Raw genomic sequence first — 25,536 nt, 5'->3', positions numbered from 1 at the left:
GGGTGCAACGACCTGACTAGCATCGCGCTCGCACAATCGCAACCGGCGGTAAGTTGCCGCATTGCCGGCAAAAACATGCCGAATTGCCGGTTAACCGGTTCGGGAAAGGCCCTCTTCGCGCCTCGCTGCCTATTCCGTGGCTCGACAACGATCAAAGGCTCGAAAGGGGTTCCATGGTTTTTCGCTGGACCGACCGGCCTGCGGCGCGGCATCTGCGCCGGGTGGCTGCGTTGTTCGCCTTGCTGTTCGGCTGGTTCGGCGCGCTGCCGTCCTTCGCCGCGACGATCGAGCGCGTCGCGGTGCGCGGCGGGCGGGTGATCGTCGACTTCGATTCGCGCGTCGACCGCGCGACCACCATGGTGGTGGACGGGCGCAACCAGATCGCGATCGACGTGGGCGACGCCGCGCCCGGCGCGGCGGCGACGGGCGCGGGGATCGTCAGCCGCGTCCGCCAGACGCGCACCGCGGACGGCACGCGCATCCTGCTCGATCTCGCCAAGCCCGCGATCGTCTCGGACGGTGGGTTCGACAGCGCCGGGCGTGAACTCACCCTGTCGCTCCAGCCGGTCGATGCCGCCGCCTTCACCGAAGCCGGGATCGCCGGGCCGCTGAACTTCTTCCCCTTCCGCTGGGGAACGCGGCCGGGTGCGCGCTACAAGGTGTCGGTGCCGGTGCCGCCGGCGGCCAAGGCGCCGCCGCTGCCCCGCGTGGCGGGCGACGACACGCGGCCGCTCGTCGTGATCGATCCCGGCCATGGCGGCGTCGATCCCGGTGCGATCGGCCCGTCCGGGCTGCGCGAGAAGGACGTGACGCTGCGCGTCGCCAAGGCGATCCGCGACGAATTGCTGGCGAGCGGCCGGGTGCGCGTGGCGCTGACCCGCGACGACGACCGCTATCTCGTGCTGCGCGAACGCTATGGCATCGCGCGGCGGCTGCACGGCGATCTGTTCATCTCGATCCATTGCGACAGCGTGGGGGCAGGCGATGCGACCGGCGCGTCGGTCTACACGCTGTCGGACGTGGCGTCGGACAAGGAGGCCGCCCGGCTGGCCGCGCGCGAGAACAAGGCCGACATCATCTCGGGCGTGAACCTGGGCGACGCGCCGGCCGACGTCTCGTCGATCCTGATCGACCTGACGCAGCGCGAGACGATGAACTCGTCCGCAGGCTTCGCCCGGCTGCTGGGGCGCGAGGCCAAGCCGCTGATGCCGCTGAAGGCGAATTTCCACCGCATGGCGTCGCTGATGGTGCTGAAGGCGCCCGACATGCCCTCGATCCTGTTCGAAACGGGCTATATCTCGAACCCCGCCGATGCGAGCTTCCTCGACAGCGCCGATGGCCGCCACCGGATCGCCGAAAGCGTGACCAACGCGGTGGAGGCCCATTTCGCGCGGCGCATGGCGGCGAAATAGGCTAGCCGCGGGGCGGGCGCCGGCCCGGTGCCCGTGGGGTGACCTCCGCCGGGCAGAGCCGGAAGGTCGAGCCCGATAGGGCGAATGCCCATCGTGAGCGGACCGTCAGCCGCAGCGTTTCGGTGCTGCGCGTGCCCGGCCCCACGCCCACCCCGATGCAGGAATTGGCCAGCATGTAATGCGCGCCATGCCGCGCCAGCACGCGGATGCGGCAGGCATGCGAATGCGGATCGCCCAACCCCACGCCGTCATAGCTCCGCATCACCGCGAAAGGCGGATCGGCGCACGGGGTGCCGGCCTCGACATAGATGCCGTGCGCGAGCGGCAGCGGCTCGGCAAGCGCCGCCGCGGGCCCTTCCAGCGCGCCGAGCGTGAAGGCGAGGGTGAGGACGAGGTGTGACGGGCTTCGCATCGGATGAGTCCTTTTCCGTGTATCTGACCCCCATCGATCGGTGCTTTCAAGCCCGCGCGAACCTGCTAGATGCGGGCGCCAGTCCATGGCGTCCGAAGCTCCTCCTCCCGCACGATCCCGGCTCCGCCGCGCCTGGGGGCGCTGGTGGGTGAAGCTGCTCGTCATCGTCGCGGCGCTCGCCGCGATCGGTTTCGCACTGCTGTGGGTGATCGTCATCCGCCAATTGCCCTCGGTCGATTCGCTGCGCGCCTATGAGCCGCCACTGCCGACCAACGTGCGCGGCATCGATGGCACGCCGATCCACAGCTATGCCCGCGAACGCCGCGTCGAACTGGGCTATGCCGAATATCCGCCGCTGCTGATCCGCGCCTTTCTGGCAGCGGAGGACAAGTCGTTCTTCGAGCATCACGGCGTGGATTTCACCGGCCTTGCCGGCGCGGTGATCGACTATACGTCGAAGATCGGCACCGGCCGGCGGGCACGGGGTGGCTCCACGATCACCCAGCAGGTCGCCAAGAACCTGCTGATCGGCAACGAATATTCGCCCACCCGCAAGTTGAAGGAGGCGATCCTCGCGATCAAGATCGAGGACACGCTGACCAAGCCGCAGATCCTCGAACTCTATCTCAACCAGATCGCGCTCGGCCGGAACGCGTTCGGCGTCGAGGCCGCGAGCCACGCCTATTTCGACAAGGAGCTGACCGAGCTGGATCTGGCGCAGCTCGCCTATCTGGCGATCCTGCCCAAGGGGCCGTCCAATTACGATCCGGTGCGCAACGCCGATCGCGCGCTCGTGCGGCGCAATTACGTGCTGGGCGAGATGCTGAAGAACGGCTTCATCACCCGCGCGCAGCATGACGAGGCGGTGGCGGAGCCGCTCGGCACCGTGCTGCGGCGCAAACCGAAGTTCGAGGCGGTGGGCGGCTATTTCGTCGAGGAGGTCCGCCGCCAGTTGATCGACAAGTTCGGCGAGACCGCACGCGACGGGCCGTACGGCGTCTATCAGGGCGGGCTGTGGGTGCGCACCTCGCTCGACACGCGGTTGCAGGATCTGGCCGCGCAGGCGCTGCGCGACGGCCTGCTGCGCTACGATCGCGGGCGCGGCTGGGCGGGGCCGATCCGCCATGTCGAGATCGACGGCGACAATTGGCTCCAGCCGCTGCTCAACACCAATATCGGGCTCGATTATTCGGACTGGCGCGCCGCGATCGTGATCGCGCGCGATCCCGAGGGCGCGCGGATCGGCTTTGCCGACGGCCAGACCGGCACGCTGCCGCGCTACGCGGCGCAGATGCCGGTGCGCGGGCGCGGCGGCAACGCGTTCGGCGCGATCAAGGCGGGCGACATCATCGCGGTGGCGCCCGAGGGCGGCGCCTGGGCGCTGCGCGCGGTGCCCAAGGTGTCGGGCGGCTTCGTGGTCGAGGAGCCGGGCACCGGCCGCGTGCTGGCGATGCAGGGCGGCTTCGACAACCGCTTGCAGGCGTTCAACCGCGCCACGCAGGCCGAGCGCCAGCCGGGTTCGACGATCAAGCCGATCATCTATTCCGCCGCACTCGACAACGGCATGACGCCCGCGACCATCCTGCTCGACGCGCCGTTCTGCGTCTATCAGGGCGCGCGGCTGGGGCAGAAATGCTTCAAGAATTTCGGCAACGAGGGCGGCTCCGGCCCGCACACCATGCGCTGGGGCATCGAACAGTCGCGCAACCTTATGACGGTGCGCGCCGCCGCCGCGACGGGCATGCCCAAGGTGGTGGAGCGGATCAAGGCGATGGGGATCGGTAGCTTCCCGCCCTATCTCGCCTATGCGCTGGGTGCGGGCGAGACGACCGTCGCGCAGATGGTGAACGCCTATTCGATCCTGGAGAATAACGGCCGCGGCAACACGCCGACGCTGATCGATTTCGTGCAGGACCGCCACGGCAAGGTGATCCTGCCCGAGAACTGGCGCGCCTGCGACGGCTGCAACGCGCCCGACTGGAACGGCAAGGCGATGCCGCGCCCGCCGTCGCACCTGCGCCAGGTGATCGACGCGATGACCGCCTATCAGATGGTGCACATCACCGAAGGCGTGATCCAGCGCGGCACCGCGGTGACGCTCGCCGATCTCAACCGCCCGATGTTCGGCAAGACGGGCACCAATTCCGGCCCGACCGACGTGTGGTTCGTCGGCGGCACGCCGCAGTTCGTCGGCGGCCTCTATATCGGCTACGATCACCCCGTGAGCCTCGGCGGCTATGCGCAGGGCGGCACGATCGCGGCGCCGATCTTCAAGCAGTTCGCGATCAAGGCCTATGACGGGCTGGAGAAGATCCCGTTCCGCGCGCCGCCGGGCATCCGCATGGTGCGGATCGATCGGGCGAGCGGCCGGCCGGTCTATGGCGCTTGGCCGGACATGAGCGACCCCCGGCCGGCGGTGATCTGGGAGGCGTTCAAGCCCGAAAGCGAACCGCGCCGCGCGGCGCGCCGCGAGGCGACGCCGGGCGCGACCCCCACCGCCGCGCCGCGCGCCAAGGCGGCAAGCGACAGCGATTTCTTGCAAAGACAGGGCGGAATCTACTAGCGCCCATTCCTATATAGCGTGGTGACCCGCCACATCGACGTCATCCCCGCGCACGCGGGGACCCATCTCCCCCGGTCCCTCGATCGAACGGTACGAGATGGGTCTCCGCTTTCGCGGGGATGACGGCAAAGGAGATTACCGATGCGCGCCGAAGCGCAGGCCCATGTCGACACCATCAACGATGCGCTGGCGCTGCTGCGCCGGTTCCTCGATTGGGACCGCGCGCTGCGCCGGCTCGACGAGCTGAACGCGCGCGTCGAGGATCAGGCCCTGTGGAGCGATCCCAAGGCCGCGCAGGAGGTGATGCGCGAGCGTCGCCGGCTGGACGAGGCGATCACCGCGACGCGCGCGATCGAGAGCGAGCTGGCCGACACCGTCGAGCTGATCGAGATGGCAGAGGCCGAGGGCGATACCGCGATGGAGACGGACGGCGTCGCCGCGCTCGCCGAGCTCGCCGCACGGTCGGACCGCGACAAGGTGAAGGCGCTGCTGGCGGGCGAGGCCGACGGCAACGACACCTATGTCGAGGTGAATGCGGGCGCGGGCGGCACCGAGAGCCAGGACTGGGCGGGCATGCTCAGCCGGATGTATTCGCGCTGGGCCGAGCGGCACGGGCTGAAGGTCGAGCTGATCGACCAGCATTCGGGCGAGCAGGCCGGGATCAAATCGGCCACGCTGCTGCTGAAGGGCGAGAACGCCTATGGCTATGCCAAGACCGAAAGCGGCGTGCACCGCCTCGTCCGCATCAGCCCCTATGACAGCGCGGCGCGGCGCCACACCTCGTTCGCGAGCGTCTGGGTCTATCCGGTCGTCGACGACAATATCGAGGTCGAATATAACGAAAGCGACCTGCGCATCGACACCTATCGCGCGTCCGGCGCCGGCGGCCAGCACATCAACACCACCGATTCGGCGGTGCGCATCACGCACATCCCGACCGGCATCGTGGTCCAGTGCCAGAACCAGCGATCGCAGCACAAGAACAAGGCGGAGGCCTACAACCAGTTGCGCGCGCGGCTCTACGAACGCGAACTCGCGATCCGCGAAACCGCGGCCAATGCCGAGAATGCGGGCAAGACCGATATCGGCTGGGGCCACCAGATCCGCTCCTATGTGCTGCAGCCCTATCAGATGGTGAAGGACCTGCGCACCGGCGTCGTCTCCACCAGCCCGTCCGACGTGCTCGACGGCGATCTCGACGCCTTCATGGCGGCCGCGCTGTCGCAGCGCGTGACGGGCGAAGTCGCCGATGTGGAGGACGTGGATTAAGTGCCGGTCGCGCGTTTGCCCCTGTCCCCGCCTCGAACGCGCTTTCCGCTCCGGACGCGGCACGGGGTGGCCGTGGCGATCGCCCTTCTCCTCGCCGCGTGCGACGGCTCCAAGCCGCTGATCCACCACGAACCCGAGCAGCCCGGCCCATTTCCCGCCGCCGATCGGCCGGTCGCGGGGATCGTCTCGTCGCGCTGGTCCACCGAGGAGGATCGCGACCGGCTGAACGAGGCGCGCGAGGTGATGGACAAGGGTGGCGTGGCGCGCGGCATGACCGTCGCCGATATCGGTGCGGGCGAGGGCTATTACACGATCCGCCTGGCCGCCCGCGTCGGCAAGACCGGCCGCGTGCTGGCCGAGGACATCTTTCCCGCGGTGCGCGATACGCTGGCGGAGCGCGCGGCGCGCGAGCGACTCGACACGGTCAGCGTGCGGCTCGGCGAGCCCGACGATCCCAAGCTGCCGCCCGCAAGCTTCGATCGCGTGCTGATGGTGCACATGTATCACGAGATCGCGCAGCCCTATGCGTTTCTCTGGCACCTGCGCCCGTCGCTCAAGCCCGACGGGCTCGTCGTCGTGGTCGATGCCGATCGCCCGACGCAGAATCACGGCACGCCGCCCGCCCTGCTGAAATGCGAGTTCGCCGCGGTCGGCTATGCGGAGGTGGCCATGAAGGACATGCCGTCCGCCGGCGGCTATCTCGCCACCTTCCGCGCGGTCGGCCCGCGCCCCGCGCCCGCCGCGATCAAGGCCTGCCGACTGGGCTGAGGGCGTGGCTTCACCCTACAGCATCCCCATCGCGCGCATGCTCGTCGCCGCCTCGCCCGCCAGCACCAGATGGTCGAACAGCACGACCCCCACCGCGTCGAGCGTCCGCGCGAGCAGGCGGGTATAGGCGTGATCGGCGCCGCTCGGCTGCGGATCCCCGCTGGGGTGGCCATGCACCAGCACGACGCGCGCCGCGCCGAAGCCGATCGCGTCGCGCACCACGGTGCGCAGCGGCACGACGAGATGGCTCCGCCCGCCGGCGACGTGACGCAGCGCGAGAAGCCGCCATTTCGGATCAAGATACGTCACCGCGGCGATCTCGCGCGGCGCCCGGCCGATCCCGGCGAAGCGGCGGGCGAGCGATTCGGCGTCGAACGGGGCGGGCGGCGGCGTCACGCACCCGGGTGCCCGCCGGCCCCGGTCCGCGCACGCGCAACCGCCTCCGTTCCGGCGCTTGGCGGATCGCGATCGCCCGCGTAGGCAGGCGGCCATGCGCCAATATCTCGATCTCATGGACCGCGTGCTCTCGACCGGCGTCGAGACGATGGACCGCACCGGCACCGGCACGCTGAGCGTGTTCGGCGCGCAGATGCGCTTCGATCTGGCGCAGGGCTTTCCGGTGCTGACCACCAAGAAGCTTCACCTGCGCTCGATCATCGTCGAGCTGCTGTGGTTCCTGCGCGGCGACACCAATGTGCGCTGGCTGCAGGAGCGCAAGGTGGCGATCTGGGACGAATGGGCGGATGCAGAGGGCGATCTCGGCCCCGTCTACGGCAAGCAGTGGCGCGACTGGGTGGCGGCGGACGGCCGCCATGTCGACCAGATCGCCGAGCTGATCGCGCAGATCCGCACGAACCCCGCCTCGCGCCGCCAGATCGTGACGGCGTGGAATCCGGGCGACCTGCACGCGATGGCGCTGGCGCCGTGCCATTGCCTGTTCCAGACGCATGTCGCGAACGGCCGGCTGAGCCTGCAGCTCTACCAGCGGTCCGCCGATATCTTCCTGGGCGTGCCGTTCAACATCGCGAGCTATGCGCTGCTGACGCACATGCTGGCGCAGCAATGCGGGCTGGAGCCGGGCGAGTTCATATGGACCGGCGGCGATTGCCACCTTTATGCCAACCATCTGGAGCAGGCGCGGCTGCAACTGACGCGCGATCCCGGTGCTTTGCCGCGGCTGGAGATCCGGCGCCGGCCGCCGTCGATCGATGCCTATGACTATGAGGATTTCGTCCTCCACGATTATGTCGCGCAGGCGCATATCAAGGCGCCGGTGGCGGTGTGATCGTGCTTCACGTCGCCCGCGCGGACAATGGCGTGATCGGCCGCGACGGCGCGCTGCCGTGGCGTATCCCCGCCGACCTGAAGCGCTTCAAGGCACAGACGATGGGCCGGCCGATGGTGATGGGCCGCAAGACGTTCGAGAGTTTCCCCGCGCTGCTGCCCGGCCGGCGCCACATCGTGTTGACCCGCGACACGGGGTGGCGCGCCGAGGGCGCGGAGGTGGCGCATTCGGTGGCCGAGGCGCTGGCGCTGGTGGGGCCGGACGCGGCGGTGATCGGCGGCGCGGAAATCTATGCGCTGCTGCTGCCGCATGCCGCGCGGATCGAACTGACCGAGGTGCATGCCGCGCCCGTGGGCGACACGGTGATGCCGCGCTTCACCGGTTGGCGCGAGATCGCGCGCGCGGATCATCCGGCGGACGGCGATCGCCCGGCCTATAGCTTCGTCACGCTGGAGCGCTAACGCGCCGCCTCAGCCGAGCGCCGCGCGCACCCGCGCCGCGACCGCATGGCCGTCCTCGCCCGCCTGCCGCATCGCCGCCAGCGACGGCGCGCCGGTGCGCTTGGCGAGGCGCACGCCGTCCGGGCCCGTCATCAGCGGATGGTGGTGATAGCGCGGCGTCGGCAGCCCGAGCAGCGCCTGCAACAGCCGGTGGACATGGGTGGGGGCGAACAGATCGTCGCCGCGCACCACGTCGGTCACGCCCTGCGCGGCATCGTCTACCGTCACCGCGAGATGGTAGCTGGAGGCGGCATCCTTGCGCGCCAGCACCACGTCGCCCTGCGCGAGCGGATCGGCCGCCACGGTCTCGCCATGGTCCGTCCAGATCAGCGGCCCCGCGCGCGCGTGCGCCTCCGCCATGGCGAGCCGCCACGCATGCGGCCGTGCGGGATCGGGCGCGACTAGCTCGCGGCAGGTGCCCGGATAGACCGCCACGGCGCCGTGCGGCGCGGACGCGCTGGCCGCGATCTCGGCACGGGTGCAGAAACAGGGATAGACGAGGCCCCGCGCTTGGAGCGTTGCGAGCGCGTCGTCGTAAAGCGCGGTGCGCTGCGACTGGAACGACAGGCCGTCCCATGCGAGCCCCAGCCAGGCCAGATCGTCGAGGATCCCGGCGACATGCTCGGGGCGCGAGCGGGCGCCGTCGATATCCTCGATCCGCAGCAGGAAACGCCCGCCGCGCGCGCGGGTGAAATCATGCGCGCGGATGGCGGAGGCGGCATGGCCGAGATGCAGCCGCCCCGTCGGGCTCGGCGCGAACCGCGTGACGATGGCGCCATCCGCCCCTTGACCCGCCATCCCGGCCCGTGCTGTCATGCCTCTGTCATCGCGATCGGCCATGCCGCGTGCAAGGCCATGATGTGGGAGGAGCCGTGTTTCATCCCGACCTGATCCGCCATCCGGAGGGCTGTCCGGCGCTGGTGCTGAACGCCGATTACACGCCGCTGTCCTATTATCCGCTGTCGCTCTGGCCATGGCAGACGGCGGTGAAGGCGGTGTTCCTCGATCGCGTGGATATCGTCGCGCATTACGAGCGCGAGGTGCACAGCGCCAATCTGGCGATGAAGCTGCCATCGGTGATCGCGCTGAAGCAGTTCGTGCGCCCCTCCGAATTTCCCGCCTTCACCCGCTTCAACCTGTTCCTGCGCGACCGTTTCGCCTGCCAATATTGCGGCCATCACGGCGATCTCACCTTCGATCACGTCATCCCCCGCGCGCAGGGCGGCCGGACGACCTGGGAAAATGTCGTCACCGCCTGCGCGCCGTGCAACCTGCGCAAGGGCGGCCGCACCCCTAAACAGGCGTCGATGCCGCTCTACGTCACCCCGATCCGGCCGACGAGCTGGCATCTGCAGGAACATGGCAAACGCTTTCCCCCGCACTATCTGCATGGCACATGGCGCGACTGGCTCTATTGGGATGTCGAGCTGGAGGCATAGGCGCCGCTGGGCGGTGGGGGACGGGCGAATGCGGTGGACGACGATCGCGGTGCTGGCAGGCGCGATGCTGATCGCGGGTTGCGGGCCGACGAAGAAGGAAAAGCGCGCGATGGCGGATGCCCGCGCGGCGAACTTCGTGCCGCCCTCGGTCACCTCGCGCGCCGATTTCGGCCGCCAGATGGAACGCCGCTTCCACGAACTCGATCACAATGGCGACGACGTGCTGACCCCCGACGAATATCCCCGCCGCGACTCGAAGCTCGCCGGGCTCGACCGCAACCATGACGGGCGGATCACGCAGGGCGAGTTCAGCGAGGGCATGATGGCGCGCTTCGACAAGGCCGATCTCAATCACGATTCCGCGGTGACCTCCGACGAGCGCGCGGTGCTGGCGAACGAGCGCTAGGGCGCGGCGACGCGCATCGATCCCGCCTCGAACCGTTCGTGCCGGGCGTGTCGAAGCACTCCCAGGGCCGGTGGGCGTTCGTGTGTGGAACAGGTCCCCTCCGGCGGAGATCGGTACAGGCTTCGACGAGCTGAGGTCGAACGGCGTGAGAGACGCCACCACCACAGGTCGGCCCTCGCCAATCCGCGATTGACCCGGATCGCGCCGCATCGCAGCATGCGGGCATGACCATACGCCCGCCAATCGCCAACAATCCCGATGTCCGCTATCTCGGTGCGCTGCTCGGCCGCGTGATCCGCGATCATGGCGGCGAGTCGCTGTTCGAGGCGACGGAGGCGATCCGCAAATCCTCCGTCGAGCGATACCGCGACGGGGCGGACGGCGCGCCCGCGCCCGACGTCGCGCTCGGGCGGCTCGGCCTCGACGAGACGCTGGCGTTCGTTCGCGGCTTCATGCTCTTTTCGATGCTCGCCAACCTCGCCGAGGATCGCCAGGGGATCGCCGCCGAGGAGGGCGCGACGCTGGCTGCGGCGCTCGATCGGCTGGCGGGCGAGGGGATCGACGGCGACGCGGTGCTCGACCGGCTGGGCCATGCGCTCGTCGCGCCGGTGCTGACCGCGCACCCGACCGAAGTGCGCCGCAAGAGCATGATCGATCACCGCAACCGTATCGCCGAGCTGATGCTGGTGCGCGATGCGGGCGCCGAGACGACGCCCGAGGGCGACCTGGTGGACGACGCGATCCTGCGCCAGATCGCCCTGCTGTGGCAGACGCGCGTGCTCCGCCGCGAGAAGCTGGTCGTCACCGACGAGGTGGATACCGCGCTCAGCTATCTGCGCGACGTATTCGTGCCGGCGCTCCCCGCGCTCTATCAGCGCTGGGATCGCGCGCTCGGCCGTCGCAGCCCCAGCTTCCTCAAGCCCGGAAGCTGGATCGGCGGCGACCGCGACGGCAACCCGTTCGTCACCGCCGATTCGCTGAACGTGGCGCTGGCCAAGGCGAGCGAGGCGGTGCTCGTCTCCTATCTCGATAGCGTCCATGCGCTGGGCGCCGAACTGTCGATCGCGTCCGCCGATGTCGATGCCGGCGTCGCGGCGCTGGCCGAGGCGAGCGGCGATGCCGCGCCCAGCCGCAGCGACGAGCCCTATCGGCGCGCGCTGTCGGGCATCTATGCGCGGCTGGCGGCGACTCACGTCGCGCTGACCGGCCGGCCCGCGCCCCGGCCCGGTGCGCTCAAGGGCGAGCCCTATCCCGATCCGGCGGCGTTCCGCGCCGATCTGGCGACGATCGCGCATGCGCTGGCCGCGGATGGCGGCGCGCTGTCGAGCGGCGGAGCGCTCGGCCGGCTGATCCGCGCGGTCGAGATCTTCGGCTTCCACCTCGCCACGCTCGATCTGCGGCAGAATTCGGCGGTGCACGAACGCGTCGTCGCCGAATTGCTGAAGGCGGCGGGGGTGGAGCCGGACTATCTGGCGCTCGACGAAGACGCGCGCGTGCGGCTGCTGCGCGCCGAACTCGCCAGCGCCCGGCCGCTCGCCAGCCCCTATATGGACTATTCGGACGAGACGCGGGGCGAACTCGCGATCGTGCGCGCGGCGGCCGAGGCGCATGCGCGCTATGGGCCGGCCTGCATTGCCAACTACATCGTCTCGATGGCCAAGTCGGTGAGCGACCTGCTCGAGATCAACCTTCTGCTGAAGGAATTCGGCCTCTACCGGCCCGGCGATCCGGCGAGCGCCGCGATCATGGCGGTGCCGCTGTTCGAGACGATCGAGGATCTGGAAGCCGCGCCCGAGGTGATGGCGGCGTGGTTCGCGCTGCCCGAAATGGCCGCGGTCGCGCGCGCGCGGGGCCATCAGGAGGTGATGATCGGCTATTCCGACAGCAACAAGGACGGCGGCTATCTCACCTCCACCTGGAGCCTGTCCAAGGCGTCGACCGCGCTGAAGCCGGTGTTCGAGGCGGCGGGCGTGCGCACGCAGCTCTTCCACGGCCGCGGCGGCGCGGTCGGGCGGGGCGGGGGCAGCGCGTTCGCCGCGATCCGCGCGCAACCTGCGGGCACGGTGCAGGGCCGCATCCGGATCACCGAACAGGGCGAGGTGATCGCCGCCAAATACGGCACCCGCGAAAGCGCGATGACCAATCTGGAGGCGATCGCCGCCGCCACGCTGCTCGCCACGCTGGAGCCCGAGCCGCTGTCGCCGTCCGAAAGCGCGCGGTTCGCGGGCGCGATGGACATTCTGTCGGCCACCGCGTTCCATGCTTACCGCGACCTCGTCTATGGAACGGAGGGCTTCCGCACCTTTTTCCGCCAGATGACGCCGATCGCCGAGATCGGCAGCCTGAAGATCGGCAGCCGCCCCGCGAGCCGCACCAAGTCCGACCGGATCGAGGATCTGCGCGCGATCCCCTGGGTGTTCAGCTGGGCGCAGGCGCGCGTGATGCTGCCGGGCTGGTACGGCGTCGGCGCGGCGCTGGCCGCGTTCCCCGACAAGGGGCTGCTGGTGGAGATGGCCGAGGGCTGGCCGTTCTTCGCCGCCTCGCTGGCGAACATGGAGATGGTGCTGGCGAAATCCGACATGGGGATCGCCGCGCGCTATGCCGAGCTGGTGGAGGATCCCACGCTGCGCGGGATCTTCGGCACGGTGCGTGACGGGTGGCAGGCGACGCATGACGGCTTGCTCGCCGCGACCGGCCAGACGCGGCTGCTCGCCAAACATCCGCAGCTCGAGGCGTCGATCCGGCTGCGCCTGCCCTATATCGAGCCGCTGAACCTGCTCCAGATCGAACTCCTCAAACGCCACCGCGCGGGCGAGGAGGATCCGCGGATCGGCGAGGGCATCCTGCTGTCGATCAACGCCATCGCGACGGCGCTGCGCAACAGCGGGTAGATCGTCGCCGTTATCGGGAGCGGTTCACGCGGAGGCGTGGAGGCGCCGAGTTTGGGTCGCGCCGCTGGCAGGATGTTCGACAGCTTTGCGTCTTGGCGTCTTTGCGCAAAACAGCGTCTCCGCGACCCATCCACTGCCGCCGCCAGGATCGAGCCGGTTCAGCCACCGAACGGCGATCCGGCCTCGAGAAACGGTGCCGCTATATCGGGCCGGACGCGCAGCAATCGGCCGCTGGCGCGGTCGATCAGCACCCAGGTCGTCACCGCCTCCACCTTGATGCGGCCGTCCGCGCCGGTGAAGCGCATGTGGCGGTCGTAGCGGGCGCCCTGGGGCGGCTTGTCGACCCAGGTTTCGGCGGTCACGCTTTCGCCCGCGGCGATGTTGCCGCGGTAATCGATTTCGTGCCGCGTCACGAGCCAGGCATAGGCGGCCTTGTGCTCGGGCGGCGCGACCGCCTCCCAATGCGCCGTCGCCACGTCCTGGATCCAGCGCACCCACACCGCATTGTTGACATGGCCGAACACGTCGATGTCCGCCGCCGTCGCGGTGATGGCCATGGCGAAGCGCGGCCGCACCGTCATCCCGCGATGCCCATCTGCCACAGCACGAACGCGTGCTCCTCCGCCGCCTCGCGCAGGCTTTCGAACCGGCCCGACTTGCCGCCATGGCCCGCGCCCATATTGGTCTTGAGCAGCAGCACCGTGTCGTCGGTCTTGGTCGCACGCAGGCGGGCGGCCCATTTCGCGGGCTCCCAATAGGTCACGCGCGGATCGTTGAGGCCGCCCGAGATGAACAGCGGCGGATAGGCCTGCGCGCGGACATTGTCATAGGGGCTGTAGCCCTGGATGCGATCGAACGCGTCGGGATCCTCGATCGGATTGCCCCATTCGGGCCATTCGCCCGGCGTCAGCGGCAGCGTGTCGTCGAGCATGGTGTTGAGCACGTCGACAAAGGGCACATCGGCGATCACCGCGCCCCAGAGTTCGGGATCGGAATTGACCACCGCGCCCATCAGCTCGCCGCCCGCCGAGCGGCCCGCGATCGCGATCCGGCCCGCGCTGGTCCAGCCGTCCGCGACCAGTCCCTTGGCCACGTCGACGAAGTCGTCGAAGGTATTCTGGCGCTTCTCCAGCTTGCCGTCGAGATACCATTGCTGGCCCAGATCGTCGCCGCCGCGGATATGCGCGATGGCATAGGCGAAGCCGCGATCGAGCAGCGAAAGCCGCCCGGTCGAGAAGCCGGGCGGGATCGCATAGCCGTACGCGCCATAGGCATAGAGGAACAGCGGCGCGGAACCGTCGCGCGGGAAGCCTGCGGGATAGACGATCGACACCGGGATCTCCGTCCCGTCGCGCGCCGCGATCTTCAGCCGCTCGGTGGCGTAGCGCGACGCGTCATAGCCGCTGGGGATTTCCTGCACCTTCAGCACGGTCTTCTCGCCCGTCGCCACGTCGTAATCATAGACGGTGCCGGGCGTGACCATCGATTCATAGCCGAGCCGCAGCACGGGCATGTCATATTCGGGATTGTCGCCGAGGCCCGCGGCATAGCTCGCCTCGGGAAAGTCGATCGACCGGCCGAGCGTCGGGTCCTCGTAACGGTGGATGGCGATCCGGTCCAAGCCGTCCTCGCGGCCCTCGACCACGAAATAGTCCTGATAGCATTCCACGCCCGTCATGTAGAAATGCGGGGAGGGCGGGATCAGCTCGGTCCAGGCGCCGGGCTCTTCCACCAGCGCGGTGCACAGGCGGAAGTTCGGATCGGTGTCGTTGGTGTGGATGAACAGCGTGCCGTCATGCTCGTCCACGTCATATTCGCGGCCCTCCCGCCGCGCCGAGACGAGGATCGGCGTCGAGAGGGGCTCGTGCGCGGGCAGCAGATAGAGTTCGCTCGTCACGTGATCGCTGGTCGCGATGACGATCCATTTGCGCGAGCTCGTCTCCGCCACGCCGACGCGGAAACCCTCGTCGTCCTCGTGGAAGATCTCGATATCCTCCGCCACCGGCGTGCCGAGCCGGTGGAAGCGGACATTGTCGGTGCGCCACTGATCGTTGGCCAGGCCGTAGAGAAAGCCCGCATCGTCCGCGGTCCACACGATCTCGGACAGCATGCCGGGGATCACCTCGGGCAGATGCTCGCCCGTCTCGAGATCCTTCACGCGCACCTCGAACCGCTCGGCGCCGCTGTCGTCGATCGCATAGGCGAGATAGCGGCCGTCATTGCTGACCGAAAAGGCGCCAAGCCGGAAATACTCGTGCCCCTCGGCCAGCGCGGGTTCGTCGAGCAGCAGCTCGTCGGCGCCCCCCAGGACAGGCTTCCTCCACCATTGGCGATATTGACCGCCGGTCTCGAACGCGGTCCAGTAGAGCCAGTCGCCATCCTTTTGCGGGACGGAGCGTTCGTCTTCCTTGATGCGGCCCTTCATCTCTTCGTAGAGCGTGTCGACCAGCGGCCGGTGCGGCGCCATCATCGCCTCGAAATAGGCATTCTCGGCCGCCAGATAGGCGAGCACGTCGGGGTCGTTCACCTCTGGATAGTTCGGGTCCTTCAGCCAGGCATAGGGATCCTCGATCGTGCGGCCATGCACGGTGAAGCGGTGGGGGCGGATCGCGGCGACGGGGGGCGTGGGATCGGTCATGCGCGGCTTGTAGCGGCGGACGAAGCGGGGGGACAGGGCGCGTGCGCCGCCTCGCTCATACCTGCTGCGGGCGCATGAGCGGCGCGTGGCGATCGACCAGGATCGCGCTCGCCGCGTTCAGCCCGATCACCTCCACCGCGATGCCGTGCCGCCGCAATTTGGCGACCACATCCTCCAGCGCGCCCACCGCGGTGACGTCCCACAGATGGGCTTGGGCGAGATCGATCCGCACCTGCCTCGCCGTGTCGCGCAGGTCGAAGCGGTCGGCGAAGATGTCGGCGCTGGCGAAGAAGATCTGGCCCGACACACGGTACAGCCGCGTGTCGCTGGCGGGATCGTAATCGACCGCGATCTGCATCAGCCGCGTCACCTTGAACGCGAAGAACACGCCGCTCAGCAGCACGCCGACCGCGACGCCCGCGGCCAGATCGTGCGTCGCCACGGTGACGAGCACGGTCGCCACCATCACGATGCCCGACACCTTGGGATGCCGCGCCAGATCGCGAAGCGATCCCCAGGAGAAGGTGCTGATTGAGACCATCACCATGATCGCCACCAGCGCGGCCACCGGTACCTGCGCGACCCAGGGGCGCAGCGGCACCATGACGACGAGCAGGAAGACGCCCGCGACCAGCGTCGACAGCCGCCCGCGCCCGCCATAGCGGACGTTGCCGACCGTCTGCCCGATCATCCCGCACCCGGCGATACCGCCGAACAGCCCGGCGGCGACGTTGGCGAGGCCGAGCCCGGTGCATTCGCGCGCCTTGGAACTGGTCGTCTCGGTCAGGTCGTCGACGACGCTCGCCGTCATCATCGATTCGAGCAGCCCAACCGCCGCCATCGCCAGCGCATAGGGCGCGACGATGGCGAGCGTCGCCCAGGTGGCGGGCAGATGCGGCAGGGCGAAGGACGGCAGCGATCCCGGCAGCCGCCCGAGATCGGCCACGGTGCGCAGCGGCATCGGCACGGCGACGGCGATGCCGGTCAGCACGACGATGCAGACGAGCGGGGAGGGGATGGCGGTCGTCAGCCGCGGCAGCAGATAGATGATGGCGAGGCCCAGCGCGATCATCGCATAGCTGTGCCAGTCGACGCCCAGCATCTGCGGCACCTGCGCCGAGAAGATCAGGATGGCGAGGGCGTTGACGAACCCGGTGCGCACCGAGCGCGAGACGAAGCGCATCAGGATGTCGAGCTTCGCCAGCCCGAACACGATCTGGAACACGCCCGCCAGCAGCGTAGCGGCGAGCAGATAGGGCAGGCCATGCGCATGGACGAGTGCGGCGGCCACCAGCGCCACCGATCCCGCCGCGCCCGAGATCATCGCCGGCCGGCCACCCGCGAACGCGATCACGATGCCGATGACGAACGAGGCGAACAGCCCCACTTGCGGATCGATGCCCGCGACGAACGAGAAGGCGATGACCTCTGGGATCAGCGCGAAGGTGCCGACCATGCCGGCAAGGATGTCGATCCGGGCGGCGCGAACGCCACCGAACCATTCGGCGCGATACCGGGCGAGAGAAGAAGAGGTCATGAACAGATGTCCGCATTGACCGCACAGACGGGCATCACGCGCGGCGATGCGAGGCAGGACTGGGCGGGTTGCGTTGTCCGGCGGATCGGCGGCCGGAAGAGCCACCCGGATTTGCACCGGGTCCAGGCGAATGCCCCCCATTAGGCGCAAACCCGCCGCCGCACAACGGCGGGGCGCCAAGACCATCCATTATGATCGACGATGAGCGGGGGCGTCGCGCGAGCGCCGCAATTCGACCACCATCCTCGGGTCTCCTCATGATCGAGCGGGGGGAAGACCGATGACGGCTCGACGGCAACGACGCATGTGCTGCACCCTGGCCGCCGCGGCGGTCGCCTGCCCTGCCATGGCGGCGGCGCAACAGGCCGCGCCCGTTCCGCCGCCGCCACCCGACGCGTCCACCGCCGGCGAAGACATCGTCGTCACCGCCGAGCGTGTGCGCGGATCGGCGATCGGCACCGACGAGCCGGTCGCGGTGCTCAACCAGGCGGCGATCGCATCGCTGGGCGCGACGAGTCTGGGCGAATTGCTGAAGCGCGTGAAGGGGCTGACCACGTCGGCCGACGGCAGCGATCCCGTGTTCCTGCTGAACGGCCGGCGGCTGTCGGGGTTCGAGGAGATCCAGACGCTGCCGCCCGAGGCGATGGAGCGCGTCGAGATCCTGCCGGAAGGCGATGCGGCGCGGTTCGGCTTTCCGCCCACCGTGCGGGTGACGAACTTCATCACGAAGAAACGCTTCCGTGCGGTGGCGGCGCATGAGGTGAGCGGCACCGCGACCGAGGGCGGCGGCGGCGCGAACTATGCCGAGCTGGTCTCGACGCGGATCGACCGCGATCGCCGCACCTCGCTCAGCCTGTCCTATTTCCGCCAGAACCCCGTGCTGCAAAGCCAGCGCGCCATCGTGCCCGACCCGGCGACGCCGTTCGCGATTGGTGGCAACGTCACCGGGCCGAACGGCGCGCGCATCGATCCCGCGCTCGATGCGCTCGCGGGCGAAACCGTCACCGTGGCGGCGGTGCCGGCGGACGCGGGCGCGCGCGGATCGCTGGCCGGTTATGCCGCCACCGCGAACCGGCCCGCCGTCACCGATATCGGCGCCTATCGTTCGTTGCAGCAGCAGATGGACACGCTGCGCGCGGAGGGCACGATCGCGGCGCCGATCGGCCGGACGATGACCGGCTCGCTCAACCTGGCGGCGGAGGCGCAGCACCAATCCGGGCTGAACGGGCTGGCGACCGCCGCGCTCGACGTGCCGCCGGGTGGTGCGCTGCCGTTTGCGCAAGACGTCGTAGTCGACCGCTATATCGCCGGCGGCGTGCTGCGCCAGCGCAACACCAGCCTCAACCTGCACGGTGCGGGCACGCTGCAGGGCAGCATCCGGCGCTGGACGTGGAGCGTGACGGGCGGGTATGACCGGGTCGGCAGCGACGCCTATTCCGAACGCGGCGTGCCGCTCACCGCGCTGCAGGCGGCGATCGACGCCGGCGGCGATCCGCTCGCCCCGATCGACTCGGCGTCGCTGGGGCAGCGCATCGCGGATACCAGCCACACGGTCACGGGAACGCTGACCACCAAGGCGGTGGCCAACGGGCCGCTCGTCCATCTGCCCGCGGGCGATGCGCTGGTGACGCTGTCGGCGGATTACGCCCGATCCACCAGCGACGGCACGCAAGCGGGGCTGGCCGATCCGGCGCTGCGCTTCGGCCGCACCACGGGGGGCGCCAGCGTCAATGCCGACGTGCCGATCGCATCGCGCAACACCCTGTCGTTCATGGGGCAGTTGACCGCGAACGGCATGATCGGCGTGTCCGACGTGTCGAACTATGGCCGGCTGACGAGTTCCAACTACGGCCTCACCTGGACGCCAACCCGCGTCCTCCAGCTCGCCGCGTCGGTGAACGAGGCGCAGACGCCGCCAGCGATCGCGCTGCTGTCCGCGCCCACGCTCGTTACGCCCAACACGCCCTATTTCGACTTCCTGACCGGAACGAGCGCGCTGGTGACCACGGTCGTCGGCGGCAATCCCGCGCTCGCCCCCGAGCGGCGCCGGGTGACGCGCTTCGGCGCCGCGCTGAAGCCGCTCAAGGACAAGGAATTTCGCGTCAATCTCGATTATCTCGAGACGCGGATCGCCGACCAGACGGGGACGCTCGGCAGCGCGACCGCTGCTTTCCAGCAGGCCTTTCCCAGCCAGTTCCTGCGCAGCGCGACCGGCGCGCTGGCCCAGGTTGATCTGCGCCCGGTGAACCTGGCCGCGGAAACCGAGCGCAAGCTGCGGCTGGGCCTCGATCTGTGGACGCCGCTCGGCCACACGCCGCCACCCCCGCCCAAGCCGACGGGGGTGGTCTCGACCATCACGCCGCCGCCACCGCCGCCCAAGCCCCGGCCGAGCCTGTTCGTGAACCTCACCGCCAATTATCGGCTCGAGGACCGGTTGATGCTGGCGGGCGACTCCGATGCGCTCGATCTGCTGGACGGCGCCACGCTGACGGGCACGGGCGGGCGGCCGCGCTGGGACGTGGACGGCAATATCAGCCTGTCGAAGGGGCCGGCCAATGTCGGCGTCTATGCGCGCATCCAAGGCCCGACGCGGATCCGCAGCGAACTGGCCGCGTCCGACCTGCGCTTTTCGGGGCGCGACTGGCTGGTGCTCTACAGCTTGCTCGACGTCCAGCCGCTCGTCCGCAAGCCATGGGCGCGCAAGCTGTCGGTGCAGTTCACGGTCGAGAACCTGCTGAACGACCGGATCGCGGTGCGCGACCGCAACGGGGATACGCCCAACCGCTTTCAATCGGCCTATCTCGATCCGATCGGGCGCTCGATCCGGCTGGGCGTGCGGAAGCTGTTCTGAGCCGGATCGGGCTCGAAACGCCACGCGGGAAAGAGGGGTTCACGCGGAGGCGCGGAGGTGTTCTGGGCGCGGCAGCGTACCCCGATTCGGCCCGCGACCAGAGTCCGCTGGCGTTCCTTCGACCCGTTCGCCCTGAGCCTGTCGAAGGGCCTGTTCCGACTGCGAAGACCAGCGTGGAGAGCGTGCTTCGACGAACTCAGCACGAGCGGATTGGGTGATCCGATCACGCTCACATCACCCGTTCGTGGGAAGGGGGCGACGCAAATCCTAACGCCTCCGCGACCTCCGCGCATCCGCGACCTCCGCGCCTGCGCGTGAACATGTCTCGATAGGTTTCGGCGAGACCGCAGCTTCGCGCAGCCGCGTCAGCCCTTGCCGAGATACGCCTCCAGCGCATCCAGCCCGCCGATGCGCTCGCCGTCGATGAACACTTGCGGCGTCGTCGCCACGCCTTCCTTGGCCTTGTATTCCTCCACCTCGTCGCGCGTACGAAGGATATGGTCCTCGACGGTGAAGCCCTCCGCCTGGAGCAACTGCTTGGCGCCGACGCCGAACGGGCAGGTATGGTCGGGAAGGACCATGCGATACAGCGTGGCGGTGCGTGACGAAGCCATGGTCGTTCTCCGGAAACGATGGGGATGCGGTGGGCTACGCACCGGCGCGCACGGTGGTTCCCTGTCCCGCCGCCGCCAAATCGGGCAAGGGGGTCGGACAGGCGTGCTCGCCCCCTCTTGATCCGAAGGTCCGTCATGGTCTCCTCTTCCGAACGCCTCGCCGCCTTGCGTGCGCAGCTTGCCACGCAGCGTCTCGACGGCTTCGTCGTGCCGCTCACCGACGAGCATATGAGCGAATATGTCGGCGGCTATGCGCAGCGCCTCGCTTGGCTGACGGGTTTTCAGGGGTCGGCCGGCACCGCGGTGGTCCTGCCCGACGAGGCCGCGATCTTCACCGACGGGCGCTATACCATCCAGGTGCGCGAGCAGGTGTCGGGCGACGACTGGGCCTATGTCGACGTGCCGGCGACGAGCGTGGCGGGCTGGGTGGCCGCGCATGCGCCCGCGGACAGCCGGATCGGCTATGATCCCTGGCTGCACACGCGCGCGCAGGTCGAGGCGATGCGCAACGGGCTGGCCGATCGCGGCGCGTCGCTGATCGCGACGTCGGCCAATCCGGTCGATGCGGTGTGGCACGATCGCCCCGCGCCGTCGGACGCGAAGCTCGTCGTCCATGCCGACGAATTGGCAGGCGCGAATTCGGCAGCCAAGCGCGCGATGATCGCGGACTGGCTGGCGGAACGGGACGCCGACGCCGTGGTGCTCACCGCGCTCGATTCGATCGCCTGGGCGCTCAACATCCGCGGCGGCGATGTCGATCATACGCCGGTCGCGCTGGCCTATGCGATCGTCGGTGCGGATGGCGCGACCGACCTGTTCGTCGCGCCCGGGAAGATCGACGATGCGGTGCGCCAGCATCTGGGCAACGCGGTGCGCGTCCATGATCGCGCGGCGTTCGCCGGACGGCTGGGCGATTATGCGGGCAAGCGCGTGGCGGCGGATCCGGAGCGCGCGGTAGCGGCGATCGCCGACGCACTGGAGGCGGGCGGCGCGCGCGTGCTGCCGCTGCGCGATCCCGTGGTGCTGGCCAAGGCGATCAAGAACCCGGCCGAAGTCGCGGGCCACCGCGCCGCATCGGCGCGCGACGGCGCCGCGCTCACGCGCTTCCTGCGCTGGGTGTCGACCGAATGCATGAAGGGCGGCCAGACCGAATTGTCGGCGGCGGCCACGCTGCTGGCGTTCCGCGAGGCGACGGGGGTGCTTCGCGACAGCAGCTTCCCTACGATCTCGGCGACGGGGCCGCACGGCGCCATCCCGCATTATCACGTGACCGAAGAATCGAATGCGCCGATCCTGCCCGGCCAGCTCTTCCTGATCGATTCGGGCGGCCAATATGCCGACGGCACCACCGACGTGACGCGGGTGATCCCGATCGGCGCGCCCACGGCCGAGATGCGCGACCGCTTCACCCGCGTGCTGAAGGGGCATATCGCGATCGCCAGCGCCATCTTTCCCGATGGGACGATGGGCGGCCAGATCGATGCCTTCGCGCGGCGGCCGCTCTGGGAGGCGGGGCTCGATTTCGCGCATGGCACGGGGCACGGGATCGGCGCCTATCTGGCGGTGCACGAGGGGCCGCAGCGGATCGCCGCGCCCAATTATCCGGGCGGCGCCGCACTCGAGCCGCTGCGCGCGGGGATGATGCTGTCGAACGAGCCCGGTTACTACAAGGCGGGCGAATACGGCATCCGGATCGAGAACCTGCTGCTGACGGTGCCCGCAGATGTGGCGGGCGGCGATCCGGGCCGCGCGATGCTGGGATTCGAGACGCTCACCTTCGCGCCGATCGCGCGCGATATGATCGATCCGGCCCTATTGACTCCCTACGAGCTTTCATGGCTCAATGCCTATCACGCCAAGGTGACGCAGATCATCGGCCCGCAACTCGACGGAGAGGATGAGGCATGGCTCGTTGCAGAATGTTCGCCCATCGGCTGATGGTGGTGGCCGCGGTGCTCGGCTTCGGCGCGGTGACGCTGCTCGGCGCGCACGAGGCGGCGTCCGCCGCGGTGACGCTGGGATCGATGATGGTCTATCGCTGATCCTCGGGCGGCTCGGGCGGCTCGGGCGGGGCGGGGGGCGCATCGTCGCCCCGCGCCTGCGCCTTGCGCCGCTTGAGATTGGCCCGCAGCGCTGCCGCCAGCCGCTCGCTTCGTTCGTCGTCCGCCATGGAAATCCTGTAGGCTTGGTCGGTTCGCCTTGACAACCGCGGCCGCCTCCGCTCTTAGCGCGGCTCCGTTGCTGCAAGCGACGAGTGCTGCCGTAGCTCAGTGGTAGAGCGCATCCTTGGTAAGGCTGAGGTCGTGAGTTCAATCCTCACCGGCAGCACCATTTTTTCCTGATATTTCCGCCCGTCGGCGGAACGAGGCCTCGAAACAGGCTGCTGACGATGGGTCGGATCAGCCCATTGTCAGCGCGCGACGACTACCTTCAATGACTTGAAATATCCTTTGGATCCGGGTCCGATCCAGAGTCCAATCGCGCCGCGTGCGGGCGGTAGTTTCAGGTCGTCGACGATCAGGGCCGGCGCGAGGGCCATTCACCACCAGCCTCATCTTCGTCCACCGTTCGGCATCGAGGTCCACATAGGATTCCTATTTGCCGGGCTGTTCGTTGCAAAGGCGCTCCCTGGGACATTCGGGCGCTATCGAGCTGCAAAGCCGCGCAACGATCCGCGAGGGGATCGCGCCGGGGCTAGGCGTCAGCCTGTTCTTCGCCACCGAATGTCCGCCTGACGATCGCATCGCCTATCGCCCGCTGGAGGGGGCGATGGGCGATTACCGCCTGCGCGGTTATCTGGTGTTTGAAAGCGCGCTGACGCGCAGCGCGATGATGCGCACGCTGCGAACGATGGTGAGCGATGGGTGGAACGAGCCCTGGAGCGTCGGCCCGGTCGATCGGCCGGAGGGCCAAAGCTGAGAAGGGGCACCTGCGCGTATTCCCCGTGACGGACATCGCCGCCGCTCCTTGCCTGACCGCCGCCGCCCGCTTACGCTCGGGGAATAAGCGCCGGCTTGCATTCGGTGCGTGAGGACGAGGGGAGCGGCGATGCGGCGCTGGGCGACGGTGTGCGCGGGGTTGCTGGTGGCGGTGCCCGTCGGGGCGGCGCAGCGCCCGGGCGTCGATACGGGGCGACCGGCGGCCGCCGGTGTGCCGTCCGACATCGTGGTGGTCGGCACCCGCAATCGTCCGAGCGGCTGGCGCGAGGCGGAGACCGGTCATGTGGTCATCCTGTCGGACGGGGCCGAGGCCGAACTGGTGCGGCTCGCGCGCAATGTCGAGCGGCTGCATTTCCTCCTGTCGGCGTTGACGGGGCGTGCGGATGCGCCGGACGATACGGTAAAGCTGCGCATCACGATGATCGGCGACGTGCCCACCTTCCAGGCGCTCGATCTGCGCAACCTGCGCTGGCAGCAGGGTCCGTTCAACGACCTGTTCACGCTGTCGCGCTTCTACGATCCGCGCAGCGACGGCGCGGTGATGGCGACGACGCGCGTCGACCAGCAGATCGCGATCGAGCGCACCACGGCGACGGCCGCTCAGGTGCTGTCCACGCTTCAGGCGCAGGGGCTGAACGCGGGCGGCGGCGCGCCATCGCCGGGCAGCGCGGCCGGCGGCAATCCGGCGGATGCCGCGGCGCTGCAAGGCGCGCTGATTGGCAGTTTCGCGACGGCGGGCATGCGGGGGCCCCGCGACCTGACGGTCGGCACCGGCGAGCGCACCATTCCCGTATCCGCCGAGAGCCTGCTCTATGCCGGCTATGCGCAACATTATCTGCTGACCTATTTTCCGGCCGCCTATCCGCGCTGGTATCTGGACGGCTTTGCGCAGATCTTCGCCTCCCTGGTGGTGCGCGGCGACACCGTGCTCGAATTCGGTCGCAGCCCCAAGGGCACGTCGGCGGTGCTGAACGCGTTCGGCGCCTTTCCGCTCGCCGACGTGCTGAGCGACAAATATCTGACCGAGAATTCGCGCAAGACCGGCTGGACGCCGATCCATGCCTGGCTGCTGACGCATTTCCTGTTCTTCTCGGACACGCGTCGGCCGCAACTGCGCCGCTACCTCGCGTTGCGGGCGAGCGGGGCGGACGCGGCAACCGCAGCGGCCGCGTTCGGCGACCAGCGCCAGCTCGCCCGCGAGTTGCGCGCCTATTTCGGCGCGCGCAAACCCTATGAGCAGGTGACCTATCCGGCCGCCCGCAACGAGGAGCCCGCCGTTCGCCGCTTGACCGAAGGCCAGGCCGCGTTCGTCCGCGGGCGGCTCGAACTGGGCGCGCGGGTGACGATCCCCGCGGCGGCGCCCGCCGGTGCCGCCCCCGATGTGGCGCGCCGTTACGCGACGGCGCGCGCCGATGCGCTGGCGAGCCGGGATCGCTGGCTCGAGCGGCTGCACCGCGACGCCGATCGCTTCTCTGCCGATCTCGATGCGCAATTGCTGCTGGCCGAAGCCGAATGCCGGAGCGATCACGCCGCCGCCTGTCTCGCCGCCGCGGCGCGGGCGACGGCGCTGGCACCGGACGACGACCGCGCCCAGACCTGGCGCGGGCTGGCGATGGCGCTCGCCGCGATCGATGGTCCCGCCGCCACGCGCGCGGCCGATCTGGCCGCGGCGCGGCGCGTGATCGTCGCGGCCAATCGCCGCGATCCGTCCGCCGTGGAACCGCTGCTCGCCTATCATCGCAGCTTTGCGGTCGCGGGCGAACCCGAGCCGGTCGCGGCGATCGACGGTCTGCAACAGGCGATGGAGGGCGTGCCGGCGGCGCCGGAGACGCGGCTTCAGCTTGCGACCGCGCTGGCCGCACGCGATCGGCGCGATGCCGCGCGGACGGTGGTCCTGCCCGTCGCGGTGGGTGCGTATGACAGCCCCGAACGTCCGGCCGCGCAAGCGTTGCTCGCGCGGCTTCCCGGGCCGGCGGCGGCGAAGAGCCAAGAGGCGCTTCCCTAGGCTTTCC

General features: G+C 69.3%; 22 protein-coding genes, 1 tRNA gene and 1 other annotated feature. Of the genes, 15 read left to right on the top strand and 8 right to left on the bottom strand.

Annotated features, from left to right (window positions below; genetic code table 11):
• Window positions 1-173 precede the first annotated feature (173 nt).
• On the top strand, window positions 174-1,412 hold the full coding sequence (locus tag OXQ95_RS03965; RefSeq protein ID WP_242096015.1) for an N-acetylmuramoyl-L-alanine amidase: 1,239 nt from the start codon (window positions 174-176) through the stop codon (window positions 1,410-1,412).
• 1 nt (window position 1,413) lies between these two features.
• On the opposite strand, the gene OXQ95_RS03960 is transcribed toward OXQ95_RS03965, so the two are convergent.
• A complete protein-coding gene (locus OXQ95_RS03960) occupies window positions 1,414-1,824 on the bottom strand; it encodes a hypothetical protein (RefSeq protein ID WP_267379884.1) in 411 nt (136 codons plus the stop codon).
• An 85-nt stretch (window positions 1,825-1,909) separates the two neighbouring features.
• Here OXQ95_RS03960 and OXQ95_RS03955 point away from each other — a divergent pair, with 85 nt between their 5' ends.
• From OXQ95_RS03955 to OXQ95_RS03945, 3 genes are all read left to right on the top strand, one after another.
• Window positions 1,910-4,387: a transglycosylase domain-containing protein gene (locus OXQ95_RS03955; RefSeq protein ID WP_267379881.1), complete on the top strand. Its 2,478-nt coding sequence runs from the start codon at window positions 1,910-1,912 to the stop codon at window positions 4,385-4,387.
• Between the two features lie 141 nt (window positions 4,388-4,528).
• Window positions 4,529-5,656, top strand: a complete 1,128-nt coding sequence (gene prfB / locus OXQ95_RS03950) for a peptide chain release factor 2 (protein WP_242096018.1) — start codon at window positions 4,529-4,531, stop codon at window positions 5,654-5,656.
• Between the two features lie 66 nt (window positions 5,657-5,722).
• Window positions 5,723-6,424, top strand: coding sequence for a methyltransferase domain-containing protein (locus OXQ95_RS03945; protein ID WP_242096019.1), 702 nt, complete (start codon window positions 5,723-5,725; stop codon window positions 6,422-6,424).
• Window positions 6,425-6,439: 15 nt separating this feature from the next.
• On the opposite strand, the gene OXQ95_RS03940 is transcribed toward OXQ95_RS03945, so the two are convergent.
• Window positions 6,440-6,820, bottom strand: coding sequence for a JAB domain-containing protein (locus OXQ95_RS03940; RefSeq protein WP_242096020.1), 381 nt, complete (start codon window positions 6,818-6,820; stop codon window positions 6,440-6,442).
• Window positions 6,821-6,914: 94 nt separating this feature from the next.
• Between OXQ95_RS03940 and OXQ95_RS03935 the strand changes: the two genes are divergently transcribed.
• Together OXQ95_RS03935 and OXQ95_RS03930 are read left to right on the top strand one after the other, a co-directional pair.
• Window positions 6,915-7,709, top strand: a complete 795-nt coding sequence (locus OXQ95_RS03935) for a thymidylate synthase (RefSeq protein ID WP_242096021.1) — start codon at window positions 6,915-6,917, stop codon at window positions 7,707-7,709.
• A complete protein-coding gene (locus tag OXQ95_RS03930) occupies window positions 7,706-8,170 on the top strand; it encodes a dihydrofolate reductase (RefSeq protein ID WP_267379876.1) in 465 nt (154 codons plus the stop codon). Before OXQ95_RS03935 ends, OXQ95_RS03930 begins: the two co-directional genes overlap by 4 nt.
• A 9-nt stretch (window positions 8,171-8,179) precedes the next feature.
• On the opposite strand, the gene gluQRS is transcribed toward OXQ95_RS03930, so the two are convergent.
• Window positions 8,180-9,007: a tRNA glutamyl-Q(34) synthetase GluQRS gene (gene gluQRS, locus OXQ95_RS03925; RefSeq protein WP_267380084.1), complete on the bottom strand. Its 828-nt coding sequence runs from the start codon at window positions 9,005-9,007 to the stop codon at window positions 8,180-8,182.
• A 74-nt stretch (window positions 9,008-9,081) separates the two neighbouring features.
• Between gluQRS and OXQ95_RS03920 the strand changes: the two genes are divergently transcribed.
• The 3 genes from OXQ95_RS03920 (at window position 9,082) to ppc (ending at window position 12,945) form a co-directional block, all read left to right on the top strand.
• On the top strand, window positions 9,082-9,648 hold the full coding sequence (locus OXQ95_RS03920; protein WP_242096023.1) for an HNH endonuclease: 567 nt from the start codon (window positions 9,082-9,084) through the stop codon (window positions 9,646-9,648).
• 28 nt (window positions 9,649-9,676) lie between these two features.
• Window positions 9,677-10,054 carry a hypothetical protein gene (locus OXQ95_RS03915; RefSeq protein ID WP_242096024.1) on the top strand — a complete coding sequence of 126 codons (378 nt, stop codon included), beginning with the start codon at window positions 9,677-9,679 and terminating at the stop codon, window positions 10,052-10,054.
• Between the two features lie 224 nt (window positions 10,055-10,278).
• The gene (gene ppc, locus OXQ95_RS03910; RefSeq protein ID WP_267379868.1) at window positions 10,279-12,945 is read left to right on the top strand and encodes a phosphoenolpyruvate carboxylase; all 2,667 of its coding nucleotides are present in this window, start codon (window positions 10,279-10,281) and stop codon (window positions 12,943-12,945) included.
• 158 nt (window positions 12,946-13,103) lie between these two features.
• Here the strand turns inward: ppc and OXQ95_RS03905 are convergent, their stop codons facing one another.
• From OXQ95_RS03905 to OXQ95_RS03895, 3 genes are read right to left on the bottom strand one after another with little or no spacing between them, the layout of a single operon-like run.
• Window positions 13,104-13,526 (bottom strand): acyl-CoA thioesterase, encoded by a 423-nt coding sequence (locus OXQ95_RS03905; RefSeq protein ID WP_267379866.1) that lies wholly within the window; start codon window positions 13,524-13,526, stop codon window positions 13,104-13,106.
• Window positions 13,523-15,583, bottom strand: coding sequence for a S9 family peptidase (locus tag OXQ95_RS03900; RefSeq protein ID WP_267379863.1), 2,061 nt, complete (start codon window positions 15,581-15,583; stop codon window positions 13,523-13,525). Before OXQ95_RS03900 ends, OXQ95_RS03905 begins: the two co-directional genes overlap by 4 nt.
• A gap of 55 nt (window positions 15,584-15,638) precedes the next feature.
• Complete coding sequence (locus OXQ95_RS03895; RefSeq protein ID WP_267379860.1) at window positions 15,639-17,120, bottom strand: SulP family inorganic anion transporter; 1,482 nt, start codon at window positions 17,118-17,120, stop codon at window positions 15,639-15,641.
• 71 nt (window positions 17,121-17,191) lie between these two features.
• Window positions 17,192-17,247 (bottom strand) — a sequence feature (sul1 is cis-regulatory element that is thought to sense ions involved in sulfur or methionine metabolism; They are found in Alphaproteobacteria).
• Between the two features lie 177 nt (window positions 17,248-17,424).
• Here OXQ95_RS03895 and OXQ95_RS03890 point away from each other — a divergent pair.
• A complete protein-coding gene (locus tag OXQ95_RS03890) occupies window positions 17,425-19,971 on the top strand; it encodes a TonB-dependent receptor plug domain-containing protein (protein WP_267379856.1) in 2,547 nt (848 codons plus the stop codon).
• A gap of 365 nt (window positions 19,972-20,336) precedes the next feature.
• Here the strand turns inward: OXQ95_RS03890 and OXQ95_RS03885 are convergent, their stop codons facing one another.
• Complete coding sequence (locus tag OXQ95_RS03885; RefSeq protein WP_242096030.1) at window positions 20,337-20,585, bottom strand: glutaredoxin domain-containing protein; 249 nt, start codon at window positions 20,583-20,585, stop codon at window positions 20,337-20,339.
• Window positions 20,586-20,720: 135 nt separating this feature from the next.
• Between OXQ95_RS03885 and OXQ95_RS03880 the strand changes: the two genes are divergently transcribed.
• A complete protein-coding gene (locus OXQ95_RS03880) occupies window positions 20,721-22,523 on the top strand; it encodes an aminopeptidase P family protein (RefSeq protein WP_267379852.1) in 1,803 nt (600 codons plus the stop codon).
• Window positions 22,505-22,627 carry a hypothetical protein gene (locus tag OXQ95_RS03875; protein WP_267379849.1) on the top strand — a complete coding sequence of 41 codons (123 nt, stop codon included), beginning with the start codon at window positions 22,505-22,507 and terminating at the stop codon, window positions 22,625-22,627. The genes OXQ95_RS03880 and OXQ95_RS03875 overlap by 19 nt, the downstream gene beginning before the upstream one ends.
• On the opposite strand, the gene OXQ95_RS03870 is transcribed toward OXQ95_RS03875, so the two are convergent.
• Window positions 22,618-22,755 (bottom strand): hypothetical protein, encoded by a 138-nt coding sequence (locus tag OXQ95_RS03870; RefSeq protein ID WP_267379846.1) that lies wholly within the window; start codon window positions 22,753-22,755, stop codon window positions 22,618-22,620. The genes OXQ95_RS03875 and OXQ95_RS03870 overlap by 10 nt on opposite strands.
• An 86-nt stretch (window positions 22,756-22,841) precedes the next feature.
• Between OXQ95_RS03870 and OXQ95_RS03865 the strand changes: the two genes are divergently transcribed.
• From OXQ95_RS03865 to OXQ95_RS03855, 3 genes are all read left to right on the top strand, one after another.
• A tRNA-Thr gene (locus OXQ95_RS03865) sits at window positions 22,842-22,916 on the top strand.
• Window positions 22,917-23,198: 282 nt separating this feature from the next.
• Window positions 23,199-23,504 carry a hypothetical protein gene (locus tag OXQ95_RS03860; RefSeq protein WP_267379843.1) on the top strand — a complete coding sequence of 102 codons (306 nt, stop codon included), beginning with the start codon at window positions 23,199-23,201 and terminating at the stop codon, window positions 23,502-23,504.
• Window positions 23,505-23,633: 129 nt separating this feature from the next.
• Window positions 23,634-25,529 (top strand): hypothetical protein, encoded by a 1,896-nt coding sequence (locus OXQ95_RS03855; protein WP_267379840.1) that lies wholly within the window; start codon window positions 23,634-23,636, stop codon window positions 25,527-25,529.
• Window positions 25,530-25,536 lie beyond the last annotated feature (7 nt).

It is taken from the genome of Sphingomonas sp. GC_Shp_6 (assembly GCF_026540835.1).
Lineage (GTDB): Bacteria > Pseudomonadota > Alphaproteobacteria > Sphingomonadales > Sphingomonadaceae > Sphingomonas.
This window is presented reverse-complemented; position numbering and strand designations above follow the sequence as displayed.

Coding starts and splice junctions, on each gene's coding strand:
- gluQRS (WP_267380084.1), bottom strand. CDS start 9,007: ATGGCGGGTCAAGGGGCGGATGGCGCCATCGTCACGCGGTTCGCGCCG.
- OXQ95_RS03890 (WP_267379856.1), top strand. CDS start 17,425: ATGTGCTGCACCCTGGCCGCCGCGGCGGTCGCCTGCCCTGCCATGGCG.
- OXQ95_RS03870 (WP_267379846.1), bottom strand. CDS start 22,755: ATGGCGGACGACGAACGAAGCGAGCGGCTGGCGGCAGCGCTGCGGGCC.
- OXQ95_RS03955 (WP_267379881.1), top strand. CDS start 1,910: ATGGCGTCCGAAGCTCCTCCTCCCGCACGATCCCGGCTCCGCCGCGCC.
- OXQ95_RS03895 (WP_267379860.1), bottom strand. CDS start 17,120: ATGACCTCTTCTTCTCTCGCCCGGTATCGCGCCGAATGGTTCGGTGGC.
- OXQ95_RS03915 (WP_242096024.1), top strand. CDS start 9,677: ATGCGGTGGACGACGATCGCGGTGCTGGCAGGCGCGATGCTGATCGCG.
- OXQ95_RS03875 (WP_267379849.1), top strand. CDS start 22,505: ATGTTCGCCCATCGGCTGATGGTGGTGGCCGCGGTGCTCGGCTTCGGC.
- OXQ95_RS03855 (WP_267379840.1), top strand. CDS start 23,634: ATGCGGCGCTGGGCGACGGTGTGCGCGGGGTTGCTGGTGGCGGTGCCC.
- ppc (WP_267379868.1), top strand. CDS start 10,279: ATGACCATACGCCCGCCAATCGCCAACAATCCCGATGTCCGCTATCTC.
- prfB (WP_242096018.1), top strand. CDS start 4,529: ATGCGCGCCGAAGCGCAGGCCCATGTCGACACCATCAACGATGCGCTG.
- OXQ95_RS03880 (WP_267379852.1), top strand. CDS start 20,721: ATGGTCTCCTCTTCCGAACGCCTCGCCGCCTTGCGTGCGCAGCTTGCC.
- OXQ95_RS03885 (WP_242096030.1), bottom strand. CDS start 20,585: ATGGCTTCGTCACGCACCGCCACGCTGTATCGCATGGTCCTTCCCGAC.
- OXQ95_RS03935 (WP_242096021.1), top strand. CDS start 6,915: ATGCGCCAATATCTCGATCTCATGGACCGCGTGCTCTCGACCGGCGTC.
- OXQ95_RS03905 (WP_267379866.1), bottom strand. CDS start 13,526: ATGACGGTGCGGCCGCGCTTCGCCATGGCCATCACCGCGACGGCGGCG.
- OXQ95_RS03965 (WP_242096015.1), top strand. CDS start 174: ATGGTTTTTCGCTGGACCGACCGGCCTGCGGCGCGGCATCTGCGCCGG.
- OXQ95_RS03900 (WP_267379863.1), bottom strand. CDS start 15,583: ATGACCGATCCCACGCCCCCCGTCGCCGCGATCCGCCCCCACCGCTTC.
- OXQ95_RS03960 (WP_267379884.1), bottom strand. CDS start 1,824: ATGCGAAGCCCGTCACACCTCGTCCTCACCCTCGCCTTCACGCTCGGC.